This window comes from Paucisalibacillus globulus (assembly GCF_900184735.1).
GTDB classification, from domain to species: domain Bacteria; phylum Bacillota; class Bacilli; order Bacillales; family Amphibacillaceae; genus Ornithinibacillus; species Ornithinibacillus globulus_B.
Genome location: NZ_LT855385.1, coordinates 66646 through 93030, shown reverse-complemented (window position 1 = coordinate 93030; position 26385 = coordinate 66646). Strand labels below are relative to the sequence as shown.

The window sequence follows — 26385 nt, the reverse complement described above, 5'->3', positions numbered from 1 at the left end:
AAATAGGGGTTCAAAGGCTAGGAACGCCTCATCCTGAGGCAACGCCTTTGTGACCAACATCCTGTTGGCCCGAGGCTCACCAGCCGCCCGCGGCAAGGTAGACACTGTGAGGTACTTTCGAACAGATTTCGCCCCTGTGTTGACAGTAAAAGCGGAGTGTATTTCCGTAGCGGGTATGTTGCGCTATCCAAAATCATTCGTTACCGCACAGTTTCTAATCTATTATTTATTAGATTATTCTAATTAGAAAAAAGATGGCTTAAGGTGGGGACTCCTTAAGCCATCTTTTTTTATTTTGTAAGCAATAACTTGTTAATGGGATGTTTCCAATTTATTTTTGCATGTGGATATCGGATTAATAGTTCTTGCTCTAAAAAATATAGGTCTTCTCTGGTTATACCCTGTAACTCTAAAGGATTCACTACGGTTACATAAATATCTAGAATTTCAAAGGAATCTTCCGTTGTACCTACGTACTTTTCCCCTTCAAATTGACATCCTTTATACACGAATTGAATATTTCTCTTACTGTTGTCCTGTTCGTCTAAGTAGTAAAATCCTTTTGTTTCTTTTGCATTTTCCAGTAGTCTTTGTGGATTTCGAAAATATTGTATAATAGAATAAGTAAGCAAAATAATAGCCGCTACAATTAACACTCGAAACATAATCACTATCATTACCATCGTCTCCTAAGGTTTAGGTTATTATTATGCAATACGTATTGGAAGTAAACAAGGTTTCATATTTTATGTGAAAAAGATGTTACAAATTGAGATACAACTTCAATTGTACAAGCAATCGATGAAATGAGGGATATAAGTGGAATATAATTTAAAAATCAAGTTAATGAATGAAGATGCAAAAATGCCATATCGTGCAAATGAAGGGGATGCGGGTCTAGATTTATTCTCCACAGAAGAGAAGATAGTTAAGGCTGGTGAAACAGCGTTAATTGGAACTGGAATACAAATGGAGTTACCAAAAGGGACAGAGGCACAGATAAGGCCAAGAAGTGGATTAGCATTAAGGCATTCCATTACATTATTAAATACACCTGGAACCATAGATGAAGGATATAGAGGAGAAATAAAAGTAATTTTAATTAATCATGGGAAAGAAGATTTTAAAGTTGAAAAACAGATGAGAATTGCTCAAATGGTTATAGCTCCTGTATTGCAGGTTACACTGGAACAAACAGAAATTTTATCTAATTCGGTTAGGGATCAAGGTGGATTTGGATCATCTGGAAAGTAATTATCAATTGGAAACTATAAGTAAGACATATCAAAATGCAATAGGAAGTTCTGTTTTGGGTAAAGTAAATATGTTACTCATCATCACAACAACTGTAGAAATAGATGTCTAATAATATCCAAAATTTTCATTTCGCGTTATACTAAGAGAATAAAGAAATAGGAGGTAAACATATGGTTCAATTAGACGAAACGTTATCAATGTTGAAGGATTTGACTGACGCTAAAGGAATATCTGGAAATGAAAAAGAAGCAAGAGATGTAATGGAAAAATACATAACTCCATTTGCAGATGAGGTTTACACTGATAATATTGGTAGTTTAATCGCCAAAAAAGTTGGTAAAGAAAATGGACCTAAGATTATGGTAGCTGGTCATTTAGATGAAATTGGATTTATGGTAACTAGAATTGATGAAAAAGGATTTGTTTACTTCCAAACCATCGGTGGTTGGTGGAGTCAGGTTATGCTTTCACAACGAGTGACTATTGTGACTTCTAAAGGTGACGTTACAGGGGTAATTGGTTCAAAACCACCACATATCTTATCAGCTGCGGAACGTAAGAAACCAGTTGAAATTAAGGATATGTTTATAGATATTGGTGCTTCAAATAAATCAGAAGCGGCTGAATTTGGGGTGAAACCTGGGGATTCTATTGTTCCATACTTTGAATTTACCCCAATGAAAAATGAAAAGTTATTACTTGCAAAAGCCTGGGATAATCGAATTGGTTGTGCTATCGCAATTGAAGTATTGAAACAATTAAAAGGTGAAGACCACCCTAACATTGTATATGGTGTGGGAACAGTTCAAGAAGAAGTAGGGCTTCGTGGTGCGAAAACCGCAGCTCACGCGGTGAAACCAGATATTGGCTTTGGAGTTGATGTTGGTATTGCCGGCGACACACCGGGAGTTAAAGATCAAGATGCTGACAGCAAAATTGGAGAAGGTCCGCAACTTGTTCTATACGACGCTTCAATGATTTCTCACAAAGGTGTTCGTGATTTAGTTGTTCAAACTGCTGAGGAAAATAATATACCATTCCAGTATGCTTCTATTGCAGGTGGTGGAACAGATTCAGGTTCTATCCACTTAACTGCAAACGGTGTACCATCCTTGTCCATTACAATTGCAACACGTTACATTCATTCTCATGCAGCGATTCTTCACCGTGATGATTTTGAAAATGCTGTGAAACTAATTGTCGCTGTTATTAAAAAGCTTGATCGTGAAACTGTAAATGAGATTTTTTTAGCATAAAGAAGAAGATAGCAATCGCACAGTGATGATTACTGTGCGATTTTTTGTGTAGAGTGAAATAGTCGAATATGTTAGAATTTGAAGAGTGATAATAATCTGAAATATGTGATAGAACTTCTGATATATGAAGTATTGAAAATAATACAAGAATCTACTTGATAAGGGGGAGAATATATTGAAGAAAAAGTGGGGATATATAGTTCTCATTATTATGTTGTTATTGATAGGGGCACAAATCCATTTGAGTCTAAGCTATCTGTATACCCCTCTTACATATCCAAAAGGAAATATTTCTATATTTAAAGATATTACGTTTACAGATTTTGAAAAGAACATGGTAATTGAAGTCGTAAAGTGGGAAGATGATTCCAAAAGTAACTATCAGTTTGTTACAGATAATAAGGAAATAAAAGGTCTAATAAAACAATTTGACGATGCAGATATGCTTGAGGATTATGATATGGATAAGTATTTGGCAGACTTACCGGAAAGGGATAAAGGTCCAAGGTATAATATCCTATTTAGACAACTCGAGGAATTGGAAGACGATTCAAGGGTTGGCGGAAGAATACTTGTCTCATTTGAATTTTATGAGAATCATGATGTCTTGGAAGTATCAGATTTTTATTTCTTTTCATTAAGTGAGGATTTTAAAAAGCAAATATTTTCCGCTCTTTCAGACGAAGAAAAATGGGTAACGTTTGATTAGTAATACGGAATAGGTGAGAGGGAATAAATGAAAATACCAATTGAAGTAAAAGCGGTTTTAGATGAATATATTAAATTAGTAGATAAGTATATACCAAGTACTCTAGAGGAAATTTATGTACATGGCTCCATTGCTCTTGGAGCTTATGAACATAATTCTAGCGACATAGATCTTCTTACGATAATGAATCGTCGTTTAACAGAAGATGATACCAAAGCATTAAATTCAATACATACGATATTGGTACAAAAATATGAGAAGCCAGAACTAGATTGTGTATATATCAGTTGGGAGCAACTATCAAAAGTTAATTCTAAACCAAAGGTTAGAGATGAAAAATATCAGTTTTATAACGATGGTGAGTTACAATTTGGTGATTATTTTAACTTCAATCCAGTAACATGGTGGACATTAAAAAATCATGGAATAAAGGTAATCAGTAGAGAAACTGAGGTTATGAAGTTTGAAGTGTCAGCAGAAGATTTAGTATCTTACGTACATAACAATATGAATTCGTATTGGTTAAATTTTATAAAACGAGTAGAAGTGAATAAAGAAGCACTTTTGGATTTCCCGTCTAAAGAGATTGATCTTCAAGTAGAATGGATTGTTCTTGGGTTGTTACGTCAATTTTATACTATAAAGGAATTGAAAATAATTTCAAAATTAGAAGCGGGAAATTATGGACTTAGCAGTCTTTCAAAACAATGGCATCCTCTAATTCAAGAAGCAGTTAATATTAGAAAAGGCATAAACGATAGAATAATGAGTTCAGATATAGAAAGATTAGAGAACACGATACGATTCTCTCAATACTTGATTGAGCATTGTAATAGATTAGTAGAATAAGTTAGTTATGGAAGTAAAGTCTAATTTGGGGTGAGGATAATGGTAGAAACGATTCATACAGTTGAGTTAACAAATGAAAACTTAAAGGACAGTGGTTGTTACTGTCTACGTAGTCAACCCAAGTCAACTGGTTACAAAAATAAAGAAGAATGGTTATTGGAAAGATTTAGTGAAGGGTTACAATATAAAAAGATAATGGAGAATGGTAAACCAGCTGGATTTATTGAATATACCCCTATTGAGTACTCCTCAAGAGTCGTATATGGAGAGAACTTTTTAGTTATTCATTGCTTATGGGTGGGGATTACTGGAAAAGGCTATGCAACGGAGCTTATTCAACAATGTATTAAAGATGCTGTGGATCAAAATAAAGATGGTGTTGTAGTGGTTACGAACCCTGATACCTCATGGACCCCAAGTAAGGAAGTGTTTTTAAAAAATAACTTTGTAGAAGTTGATCATGCACCCTATAATTTTGAGTTGCTTGTATATAAGATTGAAGATGTTCCAGAACCATATTTTCCAAGTGACTGGGAAGAGAGACTTCATTTCTCTGAGGAATTAACAATACTTCGAACGAAGCAGTGCCCATATATTGAAATTGCATCTGATAATATCCTAGCTGCGGCTAACAAGTTAGGTATAAAGGTTAATATTATGGACTTGAGCAATAGGGATGAGCTACTTAGACTTTCACCAACTCCATATGGTGTATATGGTGTTGTATTTAAAAAACAATTAATTTCATTCCATCGACTTACTGCTCACTCTGCTATGAAAAGACTGAAAGGGTTAGTCTAAATAACTAATAATCTATTCTAGGGGAGTTTTGACTATGAGACAGTTTATTTTTGGTGTTGTAATTATCTTGATCATTGGATTAATTACAGCCGCCTTTTTGCCTAGTTATATTGACAAAACACAATCTAAAAATGCTGCTAAAGGTGTTTTAGATAACCTCATCAAACAAGATTATGACAAAGCATTTAGGAGTGTTTATTTCTATGATAGAGCTTCAGATCTTGAACCAGTTATCCCATATGAAGAAGCAAAAAAGAAATGGATAAAACGAGTAACGGACTTAACAGAAAAGGGTACATACCTCGTTGATTATAAGCAATTACGTGTGAATCTTGAAGATACTTATCCAGAAGGTACAGTGGATTTAGTTATGATGGAAGATGGAGAAAAGAAGGTGAAAGAGAATGTAAAGCTTTGGTTTGGCTTGAGTGGTGATGAATGGAAGTTGGGAAATTTGGATTATCGTTACAATGAAATTGAAGAAAAATGGGAAAGTGCATTAAGCGGAAATTTCAATTAACTAATATTCGTAATAAAGTGGCACCGTAGTAACGATGCCACTTTATTTGTAAACAGTACACTATGCTAAATAATTTCCCATAACTTTTTTTACATAGTTCTGTGTTTCTTCAAAGGGTGGAATACCTTGATATTTATCTACATTACCTGGTCCGGCATTATAGGCTGCTAATGCAAGCTCTAGATTTCCATTATAACGGTCTAACATCTCCCGTAAATACATGGTACCACCATTGATGTTCTGGCTAGCATCATATGAATTCTGAACTCCTAGTCCCCTGGCAGTTGTAGGCATTAATTGCATGAGGCCTTGTGCACCTGCGCTACTTTTAGCAAATTGATTATAATTTGATTCTGTTTTAATAACAGAATGAATAAGTTTCTCGTCAATTCCATATTTCCTAGAAGCATCTGCAATTATAGAATCATAGTCATTTGGCATTGCTTGTAGGTTTCTAGGCTGTATTGTACTTAGATTGTACAATTGTGGGGCTGACAATACAGGAGTATTTTTCTGTTCGTCAGCTATATTGGTATTATTAATCTCACTCTCTAATATCTGCTTAAAAGCAAGGTCTATAACAGGGGAAAAACTTGATAATCCTTTATTGTTAGAACTCAATATTGACATTGCCTGATACTGAATGAGCATTTGTAATTGTTTTATATCCATAGTGAAATCGCTCCTAATCTACTCCTTCTATTTTACTATATTTTGATGAAAATACTAGATAGAAATAATTTCCTTACCTGATTTAACAAGGATATTTTCATAAAACAAATCTTTACCGATGCACATAACTCTATCACAGAGCTCGTTTATTTCATCCATATCATGTGAAGTATAAATAATCATTTTGTTATGTTCTTTAGCCTGTTTCAATAAATAAGAACCAATCTCTATTTTTGATTTTAAATCAATTCCTACAGTAGGCTCATCCAGTAATAAAATATCTGGATCATGAATAAGTGTGATAGCTAGATTTAACTTCCTTTTCATACCACCAGAAAGAGTCTTGGCTTGTTCTTGCCATTTATCCAGATTCATTTCTAAGCATAATTCTCTAAGTTGGGTTTCGCTCTTTGATTTATGTGACAATTTCTCAAAGAAGATCATATTTTCCCTAACTGATAATTCTTCCCAGATTGCAATATCTTGAGGGACATAACCAATGGATTTTCGCACTTCTTTACGGTTTGTTTCATAAGGAAAATCAAACAATTTAATATTACCACTATCCGGTTTATCTATAGTGGCTAGTATCCTTAATAATGTAGATTTACCGGCACCGTTTTCCCCGACAAGACCAATGATTTCACCAGGCCACACCTTAAAGGATAGATGGTGAAAGATAGTATTTTTATCATAACTTTTAACTAATGATTGTACATCAAGCATTGGTAGTCTCCTTTCGAAACAGAACCATAGCAAGGATGCTGATTCCGATTATATTCCATAGGATTGTAATATTTCCGTTTATAAAGGCTTGGAGTGGATTTAAAAAATCTATTAAATCATTATGTGGCAGAATAGGGATAAACGTGCCACTGATTACAACTAGAATTAACGTGATAATAATGGAGAAACCATAAAACACTCCAGTTTTGCTAAAACATTGTGCAAGGCAATAGGTTAGCGAACATAACATAATTCGAAATGTTAATAGAACGAAGATAAAATGTATTGATAAGGGTTCATTTAAAAATATGGTAAAGACTACTACATTAATCAAATCAAATAAGAGAAACAGTAATAAATAGCATAAAATATTGTTTAAGTAGTAACTAAATTGAGTTGTCTTTATAAAGGAAAACCGTGTCGTAACTGCTAATGATTTTTCTCGAATTGCCCAATCCATTAGGAATAATGCACTTAGTAAACTAAAGATCGCCCATACTCCCCACGTATCCCAAGAAAGAAGAGAGGGGGATTCAACGGGTTCATTAGTATTAGAATAGGAAAAACTAGTATTCAGAAGGTTTTCATCGATCTGAATTTCTTTACTCTTATCCGTAATTTCATCCCATGTCCAGCTTTCTTTTCCATTGTATTCCTCCTTCATATTAAGGATAAATTGAGTAGCCTTGGCTCGACCACTTTCTTCCTGAACAAGAGAAACAATTAATTCTTTTACTGGAGAATATGCAAATGAAAGTTCTGTTCGATAACTAGAAATAAGATTATTTCGTTTTCCACTTAAAATAGCCTGCTCAAACCCATCATGTATGACAAAGATACTATCAATTTCGTGCTTTTCTAGATTATAAAGGCCTTCTTCTTCTGAATACTTGGATACTCGAACTAATTTGGACGCTTCTATCGAATCTATTAATTGAGTAGCTAATTCACTCTCATCCCCTATAACAATTCCTATTGGAACTCTAGAATCCTCTTTAATGGTAGTTACTGTTGTGATAAAAAGACTTGTACCAATCGCAGGCAAGAGTAACCAGAATAACATGCTGATAGCCTTTTTTCTCCACAGAAGCAGTCGTGTAAATAATATATCCATCATGATTTAACACGCTCCTTCAGTGTTGAGATTCCGATTGTTGTAAATGCCCCAACAAAGACGGATAGGACTAGGGGAGTATAATCAACAAATACTCTATTATTCAATAAGATCTCCTCTAACCAATGGAAAGTTTGATTAGAAAATATATATGGTAAATAGTCTTGCAGGTAGAAAGGTAAATAGATATCTGGAATTAAGGATCCGCTAAAAAGTATCAAAACAGCAGTTAAACTAATTTGTAAGAGTAATCGTATTCTAACAGATTTAATTATTGTTTCAATAATGGTTAATCCAAATAAGAAAGTAAGGATAAAAATACTTAACAATACAGACATTCTAATATAATTTTCTTGAGGAATTTGTAAATGTAATAGATGTATTAGTCCAATGAACAGTAATATTCCTAAGAACGCAGTAGTGATATATGTGATTACCACTCTCGCAAGGATTTGTTGGAGTTCTGTAACCCCATAAAGCATCATTCTAGTCTGGATTTCATTCGATCGTTCCCTAAATAAGAGTTGATATATTGAAAGAACCCATATTATAAGGATGAAATATCCTGCTGCCAGTCCAAAATATTCCTTTGGAGAGGTAGTTGCATTATTGGATAGCATTTGCTGGTCTAATAGATTATCTTTCCCAATTGCATATAACAAGAATTCGTTAAACTGTTCTAATACAATTTCATTCCTTGTTTCAGAATTCATTTCCAATTGTTTAGCGAAGTAATTAATGGTGAGGATATTAGCTTGTGATGAGCTAATATGCCTAGCAGCACTATCAACTAGTTCTTTAATGAAATAACTTTCCAGTTGACGGTTTGGGTGTCCAATAACAGATACAACAACAGATTCACCATTATATAATTTCTTTGTGAAACTTTCAGGGAAAAGAATATATGCTATTAACTCATTTTGGTCAATTTTCCTTTTTGCTTCATTCTCTGTTACTTGTTCCATATGTATAAAGTCACCAAGCTGAGAAGAATCGGATAGCAGTTTTAATACCATTTCCGTTTCTGGTGTTGCATCTAAATCAACTAAACCAACCTGTAAGGGTTTCTCATCTAAACTAGTCATATAATTCACAAAAATAATGGAAACTAGTCCAATTAGTAAAATTGGAAAAAGCAAAAGAAGAGGAAGTGATCGCCACTTCCTCCTAAGTTGCAAGAAATTATTTTTGGTGAATAATGTGAAAAGCTTTAAAAATTGCATTATGTTCACCTTCTTTATATGTTGCAGTAAAAATTAGAATCCAAATCCAATAATACTCATTAACCATTCTTCAAATTGTGGAGTAACTTCTGTTTCAAAGTATGTCATCAACTCTTCCGCAGACATGCTTCCAACATCTTTTACTTGGTCTTCTTTCGGTAATTCAATACCATCCGATACTTTAGCTTCTTTATCAATATATAATACTCCTAGGTCCTGGGCAATATCATCACTAGCAACAGTGAGTTCGTGAGAGGAATTCATGTTGTCTCCATTGTACTCGGCTTTTCCAGACCAGATTAGATCAAATTGATATGATGCAGCGTCTACAAAAGAAAATGTACGGTTGAAATCTTTATTGCCATCTTTTAATGTTTCACTAGATTTATAGATTAGTTGACCGTCAGGAATAGATAGGGTAATGGTATCATTAATCTCACCCTTGTCATTTGATAATGTACCTTCTAATGTAAGGGATTGGTCAAGACCCTGTTCCTCAACACCTAAGTCATAATCAAATGATAAATCTGATTTATCTTTGCTCAAGTTACCAGTTAGATATACCGTTGCTAATTGATCTTCAGTTGGTCCAAGTTCTAAAGATAAATCGCGCTTAACAATTATATCTTCTGCAACCCAAATAGTTGAAGTAAATCCATTAGGAACCTTGAAATTATCTATTCCATTTATAGCATCTTGGATAGCTATATCAAATTCCTCTTCAAAATTTGGTATTTCTAAGTTGGCATTTTCTCCAAAAACAAATGGTCCAGTACCTTGTGTTTGAATATAATTGAGAAGAATGTCTTTAAATTTATCATCCTCAGACATTTTGGTTAGTGTATCTTTCAATATTTCCTTTACTTGCTCTTCAGTTAGTTGGAACGTAATTTTTTCTGACTTTACATTGTCACTTCCAATTTTGACTGTTTCATCTGTAGATTTGAATGCTTCGTCTGGAAGAGAATCATAGATTGCTTCCACATATTCCTCTTTCAGATACTTTGCATCTTCCTCGGCAATAATATTACCTTCAAATAGCATGTTTAAATCCAACTTTTCTTCGCCAGTAAATGTCATTGGATCAAACTGTTGTACCAACTTACCAAAATCATCACCTTTTAGTTGAAGTACTTCATTTATAAAAGGTAGACCAAGCATTACCTTTTCAGAAGTTAAATAAAAGTTAATGTCTTCGATAGTAAAGTTGCCGAAACCACCCATTAATTCAGCAGAGGCCATTTTTTCTTTGCGATCTAGGTTAGTTGTTACGGTAATAGTTGAATTGTTAATGATTTGATCTGGAGAAATAAAGCCAGTACCCTGTGATAGAGGCATGTTTAATTCAGCTGATAAATCGTAGACAGTTTCAATTGGTTTTTCAAGAGATTTTTCAGACCAATCTATCTCCGAACCGTAGCGATCTTCTATTTGTTCTACAAACATGTCATAAGTATTTTTTTCTGCAAGAAAATAATTTACTTTTGGATCGTTATCTAATAGGACAAATGCAGCTACGCTTCCTCCTAATAGTAATACTGCAGCAGCAACGATAATTGCAATAACCTTATTAAATCCTTTCTTTTTCTGTCCCAAATCATGATTGGTTTCTACCATCGATATTCCCCTTTCAAAGCTCCTAAATAATAAAAAATACAATACATTCATTGTATAACACCAAGGGCAAAAAGAGTCAATAAATATTCAAAAAGCTCTAAATACACCAAAATGAATAAAAATACCTAATTATGGAATGGGTGATATTATGAAAATGGTCCTTTTGACCTGATGTCATTATCCTAAGTAGGATTTGAATTATCAGATATATAATTATATTAGACAAGCTTAGGTAAAATGACTTATTTTTTGGAAATAAAAAAGAAGGCATCATATCGATACCTTCCTTGTTTTCAATTGCTTATTAATTTGTCGTTGCGTTTTTTACTCCTTGTTCTAATGCTTCGACCATTTCTTGCTTATCTTGCTCGTCAGACTGATTCCAAATCAACTCAAAAAGTACTCCTAAACCTGGTAGCATTTTTTCTTCGCCTGATTGAATTGCATCTACAATGGTTGCTTCAAGTTGACTTTGGTCATTTGATGCAATATTGGAAAGAATTGCATTACGTAAATTCAAATTCAAATAAATCACCCCTTATTTGGATTAAACTATGGATAGTTTGACCAGATTAGTCTTAAATATGTATGATGGTAAAAGATTAAGGATAAGGAATGAAAATAATGTTAACATCTATTAAAAATGATAAAGTTAAAAACTGGCGAAAACTACATAATCGTAAAGATAGAGAAAAATCTGGAACCTTTTTGATTGAAGGATTTCATTTAATCGAAGAAGCAATCAAGAGCAACTGGGACATACATGAAATTATCTATCAAGATGGGGTAGAACTACCTGAGTGGATAGGTGAAAAAAATGTAGTCGAAGTAGACCAAAAAGTATTTCAACATATTACACAAACCAAGTCGCCGCAGGGGATTGCAGCTGTGTTAGGGTTTAATAGACAGGAAAAGGTAAGTGGAAAACTGTACTTATTACTCGATCGTATTCAAGATCCAGGAAATTTGGGGACTATTATCCGTACTGCAGATGCTGCTGGTTTTGATGCTGTCATACTTGGGGAGGGTACGGTTGATCTCTATAATGATAAAACAATTCGTGCGACCCAAGGGTCAATTTTCCATATCCCAGTGATTCAGGAGAACCTTTTTGAACAGATACCTAACTTGAAAAAGGATGGTTTTAGTATTTGGGCTAGTGCACTCACCAATTCTAAAAATTACCATACAATAAAGACTAACTCAAAAGTGGCATTAATATTAGGAAATGAAGGGGCCGGGATAAACCCCAAACTATTGGAATTAGCTGATGAAATTGTGAAAATTCCTATATACGGGAAAGCGGAATCCCTCAATGTAAGCATTGCAGCAGGAATTCTAATGTATCATCTTAAAGGATAATTCTTGCAAATAATAGGCATAATGACTATAATTTAATCTAAATGTAAATAAGAAAAAGCAATGAAAGAGCGGTTAACAGTAATGATATGGATAACAGGGAAGAAATGCCCTAGACTGTAAGCATTTCTACCATATACTGGTTAATCTTTCACTCTGGAGCTGACACTAGGACCTAATTTTATTAGTAAAGGTGTTCCGGATCAAATCCGTTATTTAAACTTAAGTTGGACACTTGTTTTTCGTGTCAACAAGGGTGGTACCGCGACCGAAGCCTCGTCCCTTTTCTAGGGATTGAAGGCTTTTTTTGTTGCTAGAAGCTCTTAACAATAAGGCTATTTTTATATAAATGGTCATGTCTTGATCATGCTCATTGTTTTTGGAGTTGACTAGGAATATAAAAAAACTATTTAGGAGGTAAAAAGGATGCAAGAACAATTAAAAGCAATACAACAAGAAGCACTTGCAAACATACAGGAAGTTAACAACCTAAAAGAACTACAGGCGATTAAAGTTTCTTACTTAGGCAAAAAAGGCTCACTTACACAAGTATTACGTGGAATGGGTAAACTGTCTCCAGAAGAAAGACCAATTGTAGGGGAAGTAGCCAACCAAGTACGTGAAACAATCACCAGTGCAATTGACGAAAAAAATACCGTACTTGAAAATGCTGCATTAGAAGAAAAACTCCAAGCTGAAGCAATCGATGTGACGTTACCAGGACGTCCAACAAAAGTTGGAGGACCACATCTACTTACAAAAGTAATTGAAGAGATTGAAGATTTATTTATTGGTTTGGGCTTTGAAGTAAGAGAAGGGCCTGAAGTAGAAACGGATTACTTCAATTTTGAAGCATTAAACCTACCGAAAAACCACCCTGCTAGAGATATGCAGGATTCTTTTTACATTACGAATGAACTGTTACTTAGAACTCATACATCACCAGTACAAGCACGAACTATGAAAGAATATAAAGGTGAAAAAGGATTCAAGATGATTTGTCCTGGTAGAGTTTATCGTCGTGACACAGATGATGCAACACACTCTCATCAGTTTACACAAATTGAAGGATTGTATGTTGATAAGGATGTTAAAATGAGTGACTTAAAAGGTGTACTCAACCTATTTGCGAAAAAAATGTTTGGAGAAGACCGTGATATTCGTCTGCGTCCAAGTTTCTTCCCATTTACAGAACCTTCTGTTGAAATGGATATTTCTTGTAAAGTATGTCACGGTAACGGTTGTTCGGTTTGTAAGGGAACAGGTTGGATTGAAATATTAGGAGCTGGAATGGTTCATCCAAACGTATTAGAAATGGGTGGATATGATCCAAAAGTATATTCGGGATTTGCTTTTGGTATGGGACCTGAAAGAATTGCAATGTTGAAATATGGTGTAAATGACATTCGTCAGTTTTACTTAAATGATAGTCGATTCTTAAAACAGTTCCATCAAGCTTAAGGAGGTATGAATAATGTTAGTTTCATTAAATTGGTTAAAAGAATATGTTGATATAGATGGTGTTAGTCCAGAAGAACTTGCAGATAAAGTAACGAGATCTGGGATTGAAGTAGATAATATTGAATATGTTGCAGAGAAAAGTTCTAATGTCGTGATTGGCTTTGTGGAATCATGTGAAAAACATCCGAATGCAGACAAATTAAATCTTTGTCAGGTGGATGTTGGGGAAGAAAAGTTGCAAATTATTTGTGGTGCACCGAATGTGCGACAAGGACAAAAAGTAGCTGTTGCTAAACCAGGTGCAGTACTACCGGGTAACTTTAAAATTAAAAGAGCTAAACTTCGTGGTATCGAATCGAATGGTATGATTTGTTCCTTACAAGAATTAGGCTTTGACGAAAAACATATTGCAAAAGAATATGCAGAAGGTATTTTTGTCTTTCCAAATGATGCCCCTGTTGGAGAAAGTGTAGAGCCATTACTAAATTCATCCGATGCAATTTTAGAATTTGACTTAACACCGAATCGTGCAGATTGTTTGAGTATGCTAGGGGTAGCTTACGAGGTTGGAGCTTTACTAGAAAAACCAGTAAAGTTACCTAGTGAAGAAGTAACGTCAACTGAAGAGAAAGCGGCTGATTACATCTCAGTTAAAGTGGAAGATGAAAACTTAAATCCATACTATGGTGCTTTTGTCATTAAGGATGTCGAAATAACAACTTCACCACTTTGGATGCAAAATTATCTATTAGCTGCTGGCATTCGACCTATTAATAATGTGGTAGACATTACAAACTACGTGCTTTTAGAATATGGTCAACCACTACATGCTTTTGATTACGACAGATTAAATTCGAAAGAGATTGTTGTTCGTAGTGCGAAACAAGATGAAAAGTTAGTCACATTAGATGATGTGGAACGCACATTAAATCCTGAGAATCTTGTAATTACAAACGGTGAAGAACCTGTAGCGCTTGCAGGTGTTATGGGTGGAGCAAACTCTGAAGTAACCATTGCAACAAAGAATATCTTATTAGAAGCAGCTTATTTTGATTCTGTATCCATTCGTAAAACAGTAAAAGCTACTGGGTTACGCAGTGAGGCAAGTACACGATATGAAAAAGGAATTGACCCTAACCGTGTGAAACGTGCAGGTATCAGAGCATGTCACCTCTTAGAAAAATATGCAGGTGGAAAAGTGTTGTCTGGCGTTGTGGAGTATGATGTGTTGGATCGTTCTGAAAAAGAGGTTGATATCGATACTGATACAATCAACAATAGATTAGGTACAAATATTTCATCAGATGAGATTGGAAATATCCTAAATAGATTACAGTTTAATTTTGACCGTAATGAACATCACTTTAAAGTATTTGCACCAACACGTCGTGGTGATATTACCATATTTGAAGATATGCTAGAGGAAGTAGCTAGAATCTTTGGGTACGATAATCTTCCATATACGTTACCGACTGGTTCAGCAACGGCTGGAGGGTTAACAAAGAGTCAGTTGTTAAGACGAGCGGTGAAGAGTTACTTAGAGGGTGTAGGTCTTTTAGAGACAAGAACCTATTCCTTAACTAGTGAAACCTATATACAAAAACTTATTAGTAATGAAATAAAAGATCTAAATCCAGAACCGATTAGCTTAGCAATGCCAATGAGTGAAGAGCATAAATACTTACGGTTAAGTGTATTGCCTGAGTTACTTAAATCAATAAGTTATAATCTTGCGAGAAACCAATATAATTTGGGCTATTATGAGATTGGTTCTATCTTTATTACAAATGAAAAAGAACTAACAAAACAACCAAATGAGCAATTAAGACTTTCAGGAGCCTTAACAGGTAAATGGTTTGAACATCCTTGGCAAATGGAAAACAAAAAAGTAGATTTCTATGTTGTAAAAGGCATTGTAGAAGGTCTATTTGAACACTTAGAATTACCAATAACATTTAAGCAAGTCCAATTACCTGATATGCATCCAGGCCGTACGGCTAGCCTGTGGTTAGGTGATAAGGAAATTGGCTTCATGGGTCAATTACATCCAGCCCTTGAAAAAGAAATGGATTTAAAAGAAACCTATGTATTTGATATTAATTTAGAAGTCGTCCTTCAAGCACATCATCATGAACCAAGTTACACTCAAATTCCAAGATATCCTTCTGTAACAAGAGATATCGCATTTGTTTTGGATCAAGAAGTCCATGCTGGTGATGTTCAAGTAGCTATTGCTAAAATGGGTGCTCCTCTAGTAAAACAGGTTAACGTATTTGATCTATATACAGGAGAAAATCTACCTGACGGCAAAAAGTCAGTAGCATATAATCTGCTATATCAAGACCCGGAAAAAACATTAGTTGATGAAGAAGTAGAAAAATCTTACCAAGAAATCATTGAATCGGTAAGTAAACAATTTAATGCATATGTTAGATCATAATTTATATGACGAGGGTGTCCGGCACCTGTTGAAAAAGATTACATAGTCAAATAGGCTATGTAATCTTTTTTTTGATTTTATTAGAAAGGAATAAAAATAGTCTGAGTATTATGATAGAATGAAATATACCAATAACGAACTGTGCTTTGGATATCGTGCTGAATGGAACAAACACATTCAGAGACTGTTAGTATCTATGAGCATATGATGAAGTAAAATTAATATAGAACGCAAAGAGCTAGGGGGAAGAAAAATTGGGATACATAGAAGATCTAAGAGAAAAGGTTGGAAATCAGCCCTTAATTTTAGTTGGTGTTGCAGTAGGTGTTATTAATGAGGAAGGTTCCATTTTATTACAAAAAAGAAGAGACGGACAATGGGGAGTTCCGGGCGGATTTATCGAATTAGGTGAATCAACGGAAGAAGCTGGACGAAGAGAAGTTTTGGAAGAAACAGGAATTGAAATTGGAAAAATGGAACTAATCCATGTGTTTTCAGGTAAAGAACACTTTGTAAAGTTACCAAATGGGGATGAATTCTATCCAGTAACAATTGCATATATTTCAAAGGATGTTGTGGGTGGAGTGTTAAAAGCCGATGGTGTTGAAACATTAGAAGCTAAGTTTTTTAAACCAACACAACTTCCAGAGGGTCTAAATCCACTCATTAAACATTTAATATATTCCTTTGCTATAGGAAAATAACTGGATATGGAGAGTTTTATGGGAATGTACGTGAAATTAACTAGATTTAGAGATAATTTAGCGGGGAATGAATTGAAGGTGATGATAAGTGAGTAGTCCTAAATTTCGTCTCACTAGTAGACTACAGCAAATATTAAAAAAAGCTGAAAGTGAGGCCATTAATTCGAAAGATAGGGTATTACGGCCTGGACATATTCTTACTGCTTGCTTAAGTGAAAAAGGTGGGGCTTTAGGGGAATTAGCATTACATGTAGAGATCTCTTTAGATTTACTACGAGACGATACAAGAAGTTCTTCATCTAATAATACAGTTGAAATAGATTTCTTTCATTGTCTTGTAAGTGAAGAGGTAGCCAAGGTATTGGAAGTGTCTATAGGCTATATGAATCGGTATAATCAAATCTTCATTAATGAAGGTCATGTACTAAAAGCCCTAATGACAACAAAGGTATTGGAACACTGTCTCACAGAGGAAACAAGGGAGCTCATTTTAACCTTAGCTACAACGTCCAGAGATATGATTACCCATCTTGGTAATTATACTTTTCCAAAACTCAATACCGAACAGATTAGAAAAGTTAACTTGGATGATGAGAAAATGTTAGTTACTTTTGTTGAAGAAAACTTTTCAAAAGAATGGGCTTCGACGATAAAAGGTGCTTTTATGTTGAACAATCCCACTGTATATGTAGCCTCAAGTAGCAATGGTAGTATTGTAGGTTTTGCAGCATACGATGTCTATCAAAATAAAAAAGGTTATTTTGGTCCGATGGGAGTAGTAACATCTAATCGCACTAAAGGTGTCGGATATTCTCTTCTCCATCATTGTCTTAGAGATATGAAAGAGGCTGGATACGAGTATGCAATTATTGGTGGGGCTGGGCCAATTGAGTTTTATGAAAAAGCATGTAATGCAGTAGTAATTCCTTTAGCCAGTAAGAAGTAGGGGAACTTAATAACAATTATTGGATTTTATAAGGGTAGGGGTAATGGTGAGTAGAAATACCTTATTGGAAAAAGTGCTATTCCCAAAGAAATTTATCAATAAAGATAAACTAATTAACGAATTAACTGGTAAAACCATAGTAATTACAGGAGCTAGTTCCGGAATTGGTGAACAGTTGGCCTATTATCTTGGTGAGTTAACATGCCATTTAATCCTTGTTGCTAGAAGAGAAGAGAAACTACTACATATAAAGAAGACTATTAATACTGCCAAAGTAAGCGTATATAAAGCAGATTTAAGAAACCAGGATGATAGAAGGGGATTTCTTAGCTTTATTTATAATTTGGATACTGACATAGATTTCTTTGTAAACAATGCTGGAATATCCATAAAACGATCTATTTATGATTCGTTGGACCGCTTTCATGATTTCCAACGTACTATGTCGATTAATTATTTTGCACCTGTTGAGATCCTATTATCTATTATTCCTAATCTTGAAAGGAGTAATGGACAGATTATAAATGTATCCACAATTAATACGCTACTTGTTCCTTTTCCTTATTTTTCTGCTTATGAAGCATCAAAACAAGCTTTCGATACATGGTTTCAATCCGTTTCACCTGAATTGAATGCAAGGGGTATTTTCACGACTTCTATTTACCTACCATTAGTCCGAACACCTATGATTGAACCAACTAAAACCTATCAGACAAAGCCGGCAATGTCCCCAAATCATGTTGCACAAATAATAAGTCAATCAATGTATAAAAAGAAAAGAAGCTTTAAACCATGGTGGATCTTCGGTGGAGAGGTATTGTCATTGTTTCTTCGAAGAGTTTGGGAGAAATTTGGTTATCGATTTTTGAAATAGGGGTGGGGATCTAAATTAAAGTAATTAAACTCATTCTTGTACTATATAAAATAAAATTACTCACACCTTCAAGTGTAGCGTTTTTAATAATGGCTCTATTTCGAACGGGTATTAACTTAATGACTATTTTAGAAGTTGCGGCAAAACGATATGGAAAACAAATAGCTATCGTTGACGATGAATCTACCATCACTTATAAGGGTCTATACCTCAAGTCAAAAATATTTGCGAGTTATTTTTATCACACACTGCAATTACAAAATGGAAAAAAAGTTGCTATACTCTGCCGGAACCATATTCCCCTAATACAATCCATTTTTGCAGTTTCTCGTGTGGGTGCAGATATGTATTTGTTAAATACGGATATGAGGGTGGATCAACTTAATAACCTAGTGAAATACGGTAATTATGATGCAATTTTATATGATGATGAATTTAATAGTCTTGTTCATACATTGGATTACTCGGGAATCAAAGTATTAATTGACCATAATGTAATTCGACACACAAGTACTATTATACCAAGGTTTTCGAGTGGGAAAATTATCCTACAAACTGGTGGAACTACTGGAAAACCTAAAGAAGCAAGACATATTCCTTCCCTTTTTAATTATTTATCACCATATATTGCTTTAATAGAGAAACTAAAGATTACGGATTATCAAACAGGTTTTATCGGGACCCCGATATTTCATGGCTATGGTATTGCTGTTTTATTAGTGTTTATACCATTAGGAAAAAAGCTAGTCATAACTTCTCGGTTTGAGGCGAGGAAGGCTTGTAAATTAATAGAAAAGTACCAAGTGGAATTCATTACAGTTGTTCCTCTAATGTTAGATAGGATGTTAAAATCTAATCCTAGTAATTTAAAATCATTACGATGTATTGCATCTGGTGGGGCTAAGCTCAACTCGAGATTAGTTGAAGATATTTACGACAACTTGGGGAGAGTATTATTTAATTTATACGGTACGTCGGAAGCTGGTTTAAATATCATTGCAACCCCTGAAGACTTACAGTACTCACCCAATACCTTAGGGAAAAAGATATCAGGTGTTAAGTTGAAAATTGTGGATAGTAATGGAAAAAGAGTTAAACAAGGTGTTGTTGGTGAATTCGTAGTGAAGAATATGAGGTCTATGAAAAATAGACATGATACTTGGCTTAAAACTGGGGATATAGGCTTTATCGATGGAAAGGGCTACCTATTTCTGCGTGGCCGAACAGACGAAATGATTATTTCGGGAGGAGAGAATGTTTATCCCCTTGATGTCGAGCAGGTTTTATTTGAGCATCCGGAAGTAGAGGATGTTATGGTAATTGGAATGGAAGATAAAGAATATGGAGAGAGGTTAAAGGCGTTTGTTAAGACGAAAGGACTAACGAAACAGGATATTCGGATATGGCTTAAGAGTAAGTTAGCCAGGTATCAAATGCCAAAGGAAATTGTTATAGTAAACGAGATTCCTTATACACCTTTAGGTAAGCCTGATAAGAAGAGATTAATAGAAGAACATCTATATAGGTCTTTATGAAGATTAATAGAATAGTGGAGCTGGACTAACCCCCTTGAAAATTCACTTGATAATTTCAAGGGGGTTAGTAATTTTTGCTTCGACATAATCTTACAAAATTCGGGGAGTGACAGGCACCACTTTTACAAATACTGTCTTGCTTTCTGAGTGTTTGCAAAGTGTGTTTTTGCACATGAATTTAGGCTTTCTTCGCCTTTTTCTCGTATAATTCTAGCTATGGTTTGATCGACTTTCTTTGATGCTCCTTTTTTTAATTCAAAGCCTATTTCTTCTGAGAGCTTATCCATTTCCTTTACAAAGCTTGCTCTTGCAATTATGGACCCAGCTGCAACGGCAATGGAGTAACTTTCAGCCTTTGTCATGAAATAGGTTTTGTTCGGTAGTACTCCTTGCTCGGAGGCAATATGTCTTTTGTAAATACCTGGCTCACAAAACTGATCAATTAGAATACCGTCATATGCTTTGTCACCAATTTTTTTTAATAGATTATTTATTGCATGATGATGGAGCATCGCCTTCATCTTACCTTGTGACCAACCTCTTTTTTGCAAGGTGTTATATTTTGGATTATGTAAAATTAATAATGAGTATGGTATGCGTAAGTTAGCAATTTCCTTGGCTAATTTTAGAATAGTATCATCTGTTAGGTTCTTCGAGTCTTTTACTCCAAGTTCCTTAAGTAAACTGATTTGTGATGATGTTACATAAGCACAAGCAACTGTAATTGGACCAAAGTAATCTCCGGTTCCAGCTTCGTCTGATCCAATATGGGAAGAAGAAAATAAAGTTTCTGGTGGTGTGTAAATGGTTGTTGCCTTAGATTTCTGGGCTTTTGATTCATTAGCTTGTAAACCTTGAATATTGACCCATTTCTCCGACTCAACCAGTGGATTACTCCCTTGGAATAATACTTTCCCAGATCTATAAGCGGTTATTACTGCATCCTTGGTTTTTGCTCTGAATATTGCCCCTTGTGGAGTTGAAGTTAATGATTTATGATAATACTGTTTCATTTTTTCGATAGTTTCTATTGATAATACATGGACATTTTGAGACATAGATTACATCCTTTCTTTACAATATTGACTATATCAAAGTATAGACAAGAAAGAAATGTAAAAAAAACTGGGAGAACAGTTTCCCAATTGTAATCTTCATGTTAAGATAAAATATAAGAAAAAAATGCTAGAATCGTTAGAATTAAGTAGGAGGCTAACCCCAGTGACCCAAAAATCAGATAAAACTCGGGTAACAGTTGAAATAAGAAATAGATCCTATACGATTGTTGGTGATGAGGAAGCTAGCCATGTTCGTTTAGTAGCTAGTCTAGTGGACCAAAAAATGAGAGAAATCCATGAACTAAATCCATCACTTGATACTGCAGCTCTTGCTGTATTAACTGCTATAAATTCAATGAATGATTATTTAACTTTAAAAGAAGACTATGCAACACTACTAGGTTCAATAAAAAAAGAAAGAGGATAAATGGCTCATGATAGATTTGATACTTATATTATTACTGATTTTTGGATTCCTAGTGGGACTCAAAAGGGGATTGATACTTCAGGCTGTACATTTAATTGGATACATAGCCGCATTTATTGTTGCTGCGTTATTTTATAATGATCTTTCAAGTAAATTAGCACTTTGGATACCATATCCTGAATTATCAGATGAGAGTCTTTGGGCAGAATTTCTGCAAGCATTACCTTTAGAAAGTGCTTTTTATAATGCAATTTCATTTGCAATTATCTTTTTTGTCGTAAAATTTGGTTTGCAAATCTTTGCATCTATGATTGATGTAATTGCTTCGTTACCAATCTTGAATTCTATCAATAAAATATTAGGTGCCATTCTAGGATTCCTAGAAATTTACTTAATTCTTTTTGTTATCTTATACATACTAGTATTAACGCCACTTGGAGTGATCCAAGAATGGGTAAATGATTCAAGTGTAGCATTATTCATTGTGGAGAATACACCTTATTTCTCAGAAAAAATAAAAGACCTTTGGTTTACCCATGTGGTGACCATGATGAATTAATAAAAAAAGGGCTAATTCAAATACTAGGAATATCGTTGTATGGTCGGTACAATACAGATAGCTCCTACTTGAATTAGCCTTGTTTTTTTTGGCCCTCTTAAAGCCTAAAAGGTTTATGATTCAATGAATACCTCTACTAGAGGACTGTAGAAATATAATCAAAGCAGGTGATGTAAATGGCTATTAATAAGAAAGATGTAATTAAATTACTAGAGACCATTGCTGTATACTTAGAATTAAAAGGTGAAAATACCTTTAAAATTTCGGCCTTTAGAAGAGCGGCACAAGGATTGGAACGTGACGACCGTTCTCTAACTGATATTGAAGATTTTACGGAAATAAAAGGGATTGGCAAGGGTACTAGTGGTGTAATTATAGAATATATACAACAAGGAAAGTCGACCACATTGGAAGAACTACAAAAAGAAGTACCACAGGGCCTCATTCCATTACTAAATGTTCCTGGTTTAGGTGGCAAAAAACTTGCAAAGTTGTATCAGGAATTAGGTGTAAACGATTCTAAGAGCCTAAAGGAAGCAATAGAGACCGGAAAAGTAGAGAGCTTACAAGGGTTCGGTAAAAAATCCGCTGAGAAGATACTTGCGGCTCTAAATGAAGTTGGTAAAAGACCTGATAGGTTACCTATTGCTTATATGTTGCCAATTGCGGAGAGAATAGAAGCTTATTTAAGTGAAATTTCATCCATCCAACAATTTTCAAGAGCAGGTTCTCTGAGGAGAATGAGGGAAACCATTAAAGATTTGGATTTTATTATTGCAACAGACCTACCAAATGAAGTTAGGGAAAAGCTACTACAGATTCCTAACATTAAGGAGGTAATTGCGAAAGGTGATACGAAGGTTTCTGTAACGATTGATGATGTATATGATGTTAATGTTGATTTCAGATTGGTATCAGAAAATGAGTTTGTTACTACATTACATCATTTTACAGGATCGAAAGACCATAATGTTGCTATGCGTCAGTTAGCAAAATCACGTGGTGAAAAAATCAATGAATATGGCATTGAAGTAGATGAAACAGAAGAAATCTTAACCTTTTCTTCTGAGAAAGAATTTTTTAACCATTTTGGATTAGAATTTATTCCTCCTGAAGTTAGGGAAGATACTGGAGAGATTAATGCATTTAAGCAACCAGTGGAATTAGTCGAGCTAAGTGATATTATTGGCGATCTGCACATGCATACCACATGGAGTGACGGTGCACAAACGTTAGAAGAGATGGTAAATCAAGCTAGAAGTATTGGCTATGAATATATTGCGATTACTGACCACTCGAAAAACCTAAGAGTTGCGAATGGATTAGATGAAACTCGATTAAGGAATCAACGTGAAGAAATTATTAAATTGAACGAAAAGTATACCGATATTCATATTTTTTCAGGAGTAGAAATGGATATTCTATCAGATGGAACTCTAGATTTCTCTGATGACTTTCTAAAAGAAATGGATTATGTTATTGCTGCCATCCATTCAAGTTTTAGTCAATCAGAAGAACAGATTATGAAGCGGTTATATACAGCCTTAGAAAACCCTTACGTATCATTAATTGCCCACCCAACTGGAAGATTAATTGGTAGAAGAGCTGGTTATCAGGTAAACATGGAAAAGTTAATCGAGCGTGCGAGTCAAACAAACACGGCGCTAGAGATTAATGCAAACCCAAACCGATTAGATATATCTTCAGAATGGGCTAGAGCAGCTCAGGAAGCAGGTGTGAAAATAGCAATTAACACTGATGCACATAGTTATCATATGCTTGAGCACATGAAATATGGGGTAGGCGTTGCTAGAAAAGGTTGGCTGCAAAAAGATACAGTGTTAAATACATGGAAAAAAGAGGAACTTATCCAGTATTTCAATCGTAATAAGTGATAGTCGTATAGACATCTTGAAAAGGAGTAAGTCAATGAATGAACGTATATTACGAGTACTAGATTTTCAAAAAATTATAGATCGATTAATGAATCGTGCTCAAACTAGTTTGGGAAAAGATTTAGCTGCAAGCTTAAAACCTTCTACTGATCTGGAAGAAGTAATCCTATTACAAGAAGAAACAGATGAAGCAGCTCAAGTTATCAGGTTAAATGTACCTGTACCTCTTGGTGGTATATTTGATATACGAGCTAGCCTGAAACGTAGTGTGATTGGTGGCATACTTAGTACCTCAGAATGTTTAGACATAGCAAATACTATTTATGGAGGGCGTCAAGTAAAGGATTTTATTGATGGATTAGAAGAGGAACTTCCTATTCTAAAAGAGTTAGTAGAGGGGATAATTCCGCTACGCAATCTTGAATTGAAAATCAAGAGCTGTATCGATGACCATGGACATGTTATGGATAGTGCTACTGAGAAACTTAGAGGAATTCGTACCTCCATAAGGACTCATGAAAGTAGGGTTCGCGAAAAGCTAGAAAGCTATACTAGAACAAAAAGCAATATGTTATCTGATGCAATTATTACCATTCGAAATGATAGGTATGTATTACCTGTTAAGCATGAATATCGCGGGGCATTTGGTGGTATCGTACACGACCAATCAGCATCAGGTCAAACTTTGTTTATGGAACCTAAAGCAGTTGTGGATTTAAATAATCAATTACAGGAATTATATGCCAGAGAGAAGCATGAAATCGAACGGATTTTAAGGGAGCTTAGTGAAAGTATTGCAACTGAAGAAAGTTTTTTATCAGAGAATGTTCGTATCCTAGCTCAAGTAGATTATATGTTTGCAAGAGCTAATTTAGGTAGGGAAATGAAAGCAAGTCGACCTACTATAAATGACCAAGGTTATATAAAGATGCAACAAGCTAGACATCCACTAATTGAAATAGAGGAAGTCGTAGCTAATGATATTGAAATTGGAAAAGAATATACCTCAATCGTAATTACTGGACCTAATACAGGTGGAAAGACAGTTACACTTAAGATGGTTGGATTGTGTACGTTAATGGCACAATCTGGTCTTCAAGTTCCTGCATTAGACGGTTGTCAAATGGCTGTCTTTGAGAATGTCTTTGCAGATATTGGAGATGAACAATCGATAGAGCAAAATTTAAGTACCTTTTCTTCACATATGACGAACATAGTGGACATTATTAAACATGTAGATAATCGTACACTGGTACTTTTCGATGAGCTTGGTGCAGGAACAGATCCGCAAGAAGGTGCTGCGCTTGCTATGTCTATTCTGGATGAGGTTGTTTCTAGAAATGCAAGAGTAATTGCTACTACTCATTATCCAGAGCTAAAAGCTTATGGTTATAATCGTAAGAATGTTATTAACGCTTCTATGGAGTTTGACATACAAACTTTACAACCAACATATCGGTTATTAATTGGTGTCCCTGGTAGAAGTAATGCATTTGAGATTTCTAAGAGACTTGGATTAGACGAATCCATTATTGAACGTGCTAAGACTCATATTGGACTTGATTCTAAGAATGTTGAGAATATGATTGCATCATTAGAAAATTCTAAAATCCAAGCAGAGAAGGAATATGAGGAAGCACATAATATTTTACTCGAAAGCGAAAAACTACGAAATGAAATCAGAGAAGAATGGAAACGATTCGAGGAGAAACGAGAGTTATTATATAAAAAAGCAGAAGAAAAAGCCGAAAAGGCATTAAGTAAAGCCCGGGAAGAAGCCGAAATAATTGTTAGTGAAATACGTAATATGAAAACCGATGCGAAACTAAAGGAACATGAGTGGATTGAAGCAAGAAAGATGCTAGAAGAAGCACAACCACAATTATCTACAAAGCGGAGTGAGCAGAAGGAATTAAATACTTCAAAGGAAAGTTTAAATCCAGGAGACGAAATAAAATTATTAACCATTAATCAAAACGGTACAGTTCTTGAGAAAGTAAATGAAAAAGAGTACCTAGTACAGGTTGGTATAATGAAGGTCAAAGTAAAGAGAAGTGACCTTCAATTAATAGGAAAACCGAAGCAAACTTATCAGAAGCCTTTGGCAACTGTAAAAGGATCAAATTATCATGTGCCACTAGAATTAGATTTACGTGGAGAACGTTTTGAGGATGCCTTGTTGAAGTTAGAAAAATACGTTGATGATGCAACATTGGCAGGCTATCCAAAAGTATTTATCATTCATGGGAAAGGGACCGGCGCACTTCGCAAAGGCGTTCAGGATTTTGTGAAAAAACATCCAAGTATTGCATCTTCGAGACCAGGCGCTGCTGGTGAAGGAGGAAGCGGCGTAACCGTAGTTGAATTTAGGTAATGAAAGGGG

26 protein-coding genes are annotated in these 26385 nt (G+C 34.8%); 18 read left to right on the top strand and 8 right to left on the bottom strand.

All coding sequences use genetic code 11. The features are described 5' to 3' along the window. Positions 1 to 290: 290 nt before the first annotated feature. The gene (locus BN999_RS01590; protein ID WP_096269642.1) at positions 291 to 677 is read right to left on the bottom strand and encodes a sigma-w pathway protein ysdB; all 387 of its coding nucleotides are present in this window, start codon (positions 675 to 677) and stop codon (positions 291 to 293) included. A gap of 142 nt (positions 678 to 819) precedes the next feature. Here BN999_RS01590 and dut point away from each other — a divergent pair, with 142 nt between their 5' ends. From dut to BN999_RS01560, 7 genes are all read left to right on the top strand, one after another. Then, positions 820 to 1254 (top strand): dUTP diphosphatase, encoded by a 435-nt coding sequence (dut, locus tag BN999_RS01585; RefSeq protein WP_217988454.1) that lies wholly within the window; start codon positions 820 to 822, stop codon positions 1252 to 1254. Next, positions 1229 to 1366 (top strand): hypothetical protein, encoded by a 138-nt coding sequence (locus tag BN999_RS20840; protein ID WP_217988458.1) that lies wholly within the window; start codon positions 1229 to 1231, stop codon positions 1364 to 1366. The genes dut and BN999_RS20840 overlap by 26 nt, the downstream gene beginning before the upstream one ends. A 61-nt stretch (positions 1367 to 1427) precedes the next feature. Continuing rightward, positions 1428 to 2513, top strand: coding sequence for a M42 family metallopeptidase (locus BN999_RS01580; RefSeq protein ID WP_096269641.1), 1086 nt, complete (start codon positions 1428 to 1430; stop codon positions 2511 to 2513). Positions 2514 to 2688: 175 nt separating this feature from the next. Next, positions 2689 to 3222 (top strand): hypothetical protein, encoded by a 534-nt coding sequence (locus BN999_RS01575; protein WP_096269640.1) that lies wholly within the window; start codon positions 2689 to 2691, stop codon positions 3220 to 3222. A 27-nt stretch (positions 3223 to 3249) separates the two neighbouring features. After that, complete coding sequence (locus tag BN999_RS01570; protein WP_096269639.1) at positions 3250 to 4071, top strand: aminoglycoside adenylyltransferase domain-containing protein; 822 nt, start codon at positions 3250 to 3252, stop codon at positions 4069 to 4071. A 39-nt stretch (positions 4072 to 4110) separates the two neighbouring features. Beyond that, positions 4111 to 4872, top strand: coding sequence for a GNAT family N-acetyltransferase (locus BN999_RS01565; protein ID WP_096269638.1), 762 nt, complete (start codon positions 4111 to 4113; stop codon positions 4870 to 4872). 34 nt (positions 4873 to 4906) lie between these two features. Further along, a complete protein-coding gene (locus BN999_RS01560; RefSeq protein ID WP_096269637.1) occupies positions 4907 to 5392 on the top strand; it encodes a hypothetical protein in 486 nt (161 codons plus the stop codon). A 60-nt stretch (positions 5393 to 5452) separates the two neighbouring features. On the opposite strand, the gene BN999_RS01555 is transcribed toward BN999_RS01560, so the two are convergent. The 6 genes from BN999_RS01555 to sspI all read right to left on the bottom strand — a co-directional run bounded on the left by BN999_RS01555 (position 5453) and on the right by sspI (position 11270). Further along, a complete protein-coding gene (locus BN999_RS01555; RefSeq protein WP_096269636.1) occupies positions 5453 to 6064 on the bottom strand; it encodes a lytic transglycosylase domain-containing protein in 612 nt (203 codons plus the stop codon). 54 nt (positions 6065 to 6118) lie between these two features. Further along, complete coding sequence (locus BN999_RS01550) at positions 6119 to 6790, bottom strand: ABC transporter ATP-binding protein (RefSeq protein ID WP_096269635.1); 672 nt, start codon at positions 6788 to 6790, stop codon at positions 6119 to 6121. Further along, entirely contained in the window at positions 6783 to 7907 is a 1125-nt protein-coding gene (locus BN999_RS01545) for an ABC transporter permease (RefSeq protein ID WP_096269634.1), read from the bottom strand. The genes BN999_RS01550 and BN999_RS01545 overlap by 8 nt, the downstream gene beginning before the upstream one ends. Further along, entirely contained in the window at positions 7904 to 9127 is a 1224-nt protein-coding gene (locus BN999_RS01540) for an ABC transporter permease (RefSeq protein WP_096269633.1), read from the bottom strand. The genes BN999_RS01545 and BN999_RS01540 overlap by 4 nt, the downstream gene beginning before the upstream one ends. A gap of 33 nt (positions 9128 to 9160) precedes the next feature. Further along, a complete protein-coding gene (locus BN999_RS01535) occupies positions 9161 to 10744 on the bottom strand; it encodes a DUF6583 family protein (RefSeq protein ID WP_096269632.1) in 1584 nt (527 codons plus the stop codon). Positions 10745 to 11048: 304 nt separating this feature from the next. Further along, positions 11049 to 11270: a small acid-soluble spore protein SspI gene (gene sspI / locus BN999_RS01530; protein WP_096269631.1), complete on the bottom strand. Its 222-nt coding sequence runs from the start codon at positions 11268 to 11270 to the stop codon at positions 11049 to 11051. A gap of 98 nt (positions 11271 to 11368) precedes the next feature. Here sspI and BN999_RS01525 point away from each other — a divergent pair, with 98 nt between their 5' ends. The 7 genes from BN999_RS01525 to BN999_RS01495 all read left to right on the top strand — a co-directional run bounded on the left by BN999_RS01525 (position 11369) and on the right by BN999_RS01495 (position 20063). Further along, complete coding sequence (locus BN999_RS01525; protein ID WP_096269630.1) at positions 11369 to 12106, top strand: TrmH family RNA methyltransferase; 738 nt, start codon at positions 11369 to 11371, stop codon at positions 12104 to 12106. 423 nt (positions 12107 to 12529) lie between these two features. Further along, positions 12530 to 13564: a phenylalanine--tRNA ligase subunit alpha gene (gene pheS, locus BN999_RS01520; protein WP_096269629.1), complete on the top strand. Its 1035-nt coding sequence runs from the start codon at positions 12530 to 12532 to the stop codon at positions 13562 to 13564. 13 nt (positions 13565 to 13577) lie between these two features. After that, positions 13578 to 16004, top strand: coding sequence for a phenylalanine--tRNA ligase subunit beta (gene pheT, locus BN999_RS01515; protein ID WP_096269628.1), 2427 nt, complete (start codon positions 13578 to 13580; stop codon positions 16002 to 16004). 254 nt (positions 16005 to 16258) lie between these two features. Next, the gene (locus BN999_RS01510; RefSeq protein ID WP_096269627.1) at positions 16259 to 16708 is read left to right on the top strand and encodes an NUDIX hydrolase; all 450 of its coding nucleotides are present in this window, start codon (positions 16259 to 16261) and stop codon (positions 16706 to 16708) included. A gap of 88 nt (positions 16709 to 16796) precedes the next feature. Continuing rightward, positions 16797 to 17654, top strand: coding sequence for a GNAT family N-acetyltransferase (locus BN999_RS01505; RefSeq protein ID WP_096269626.1), 858 nt, complete (start codon positions 16797 to 16799; stop codon positions 17652 to 17654). Between the two features lie 73 nt (positions 17655 to 17727). Further along, complete coding sequence (locus tag BN999_RS01500) at positions 17728 to 18528, top strand: SDR family NAD(P)-dependent oxidoreductase (RefSeq protein WP_255247381.1); 801 nt, start codon at positions 17728 to 17730, stop codon at positions 18526 to 18528. 89 nt (positions 18529 to 18617) lie between these two features. Continuing rightward, on the top strand, positions 18618 to 20063 hold the full coding sequence (locus tag BN999_RS01495) for an AMP-binding protein (RefSeq protein ID WP_096269625.1): 1446 nt from the start codon (positions 18618 to 18620) through the stop codon (positions 20061 to 20063). A 122-nt stretch (positions 20064 to 20185) separates the two neighbouring features. On the opposite strand, the gene rnhC is transcribed toward BN999_RS01495, so the two are convergent. After that, on the bottom strand, positions 20186 to 21121 hold the full coding sequence (gene rnhC / locus BN999_RS01490; RefSeq protein ID WP_096269624.1) for a ribonuclease HIII: 936 nt from the start codon (positions 21119 to 21121) through the stop codon (positions 20186 to 20188). 163 nt (positions 21122 to 21284) lie between these two features. Between rnhC and zapA the strand changes: the two genes are divergently transcribed. The 4 genes from zapA (at position 21285) to BN999_RS01470 (ending at position 26376) form a co-directional block, all read left to right on the top strand. Next, on the top strand, positions 21285 to 21548 hold the full coding sequence (gene zapA / locus BN999_RS01485) for a cell division protein ZapA (RefSeq protein WP_255247376.1): 264 nt from the start codon (positions 21285 to 21287) through the stop codon (positions 21546 to 21548). A gap of 7 nt (positions 21549 to 21555) precedes the next feature. Then, positions 21556 to 22107, top strand: a complete 552-nt coding sequence (locus tag BN999_RS01480) for a CvpA family protein (protein ID WP_096269622.1) — start codon at positions 21556 to 21558, stop codon at positions 22105 to 22107. Positions 22108 to 22283: 176 nt separating this feature from the next. Then, on the top strand, positions 22284 to 24002 hold the full coding sequence (gene polX / locus BN999_RS01475; protein WP_096269621.1) for a DNA polymerase/3'-5' exonuclease PolX: 1719 nt from the start codon (positions 22284 to 22286) through the stop codon (positions 24000 to 24002). Between the two features lie 34 nt (positions 24003 to 24036). Beyond that, the gene (locus BN999_RS01470; RefSeq protein ID WP_096269620.1) at positions 24037 to 26376 is read left to right on the top strand and encodes an endonuclease MutS2; all 2340 of its coding nucleotides are present in this window, start codon (positions 24037 to 24039) and stop codon (positions 26374 to 26376) included. Positions 26377 to 26385: the final 9 nt, after the last annotated feature.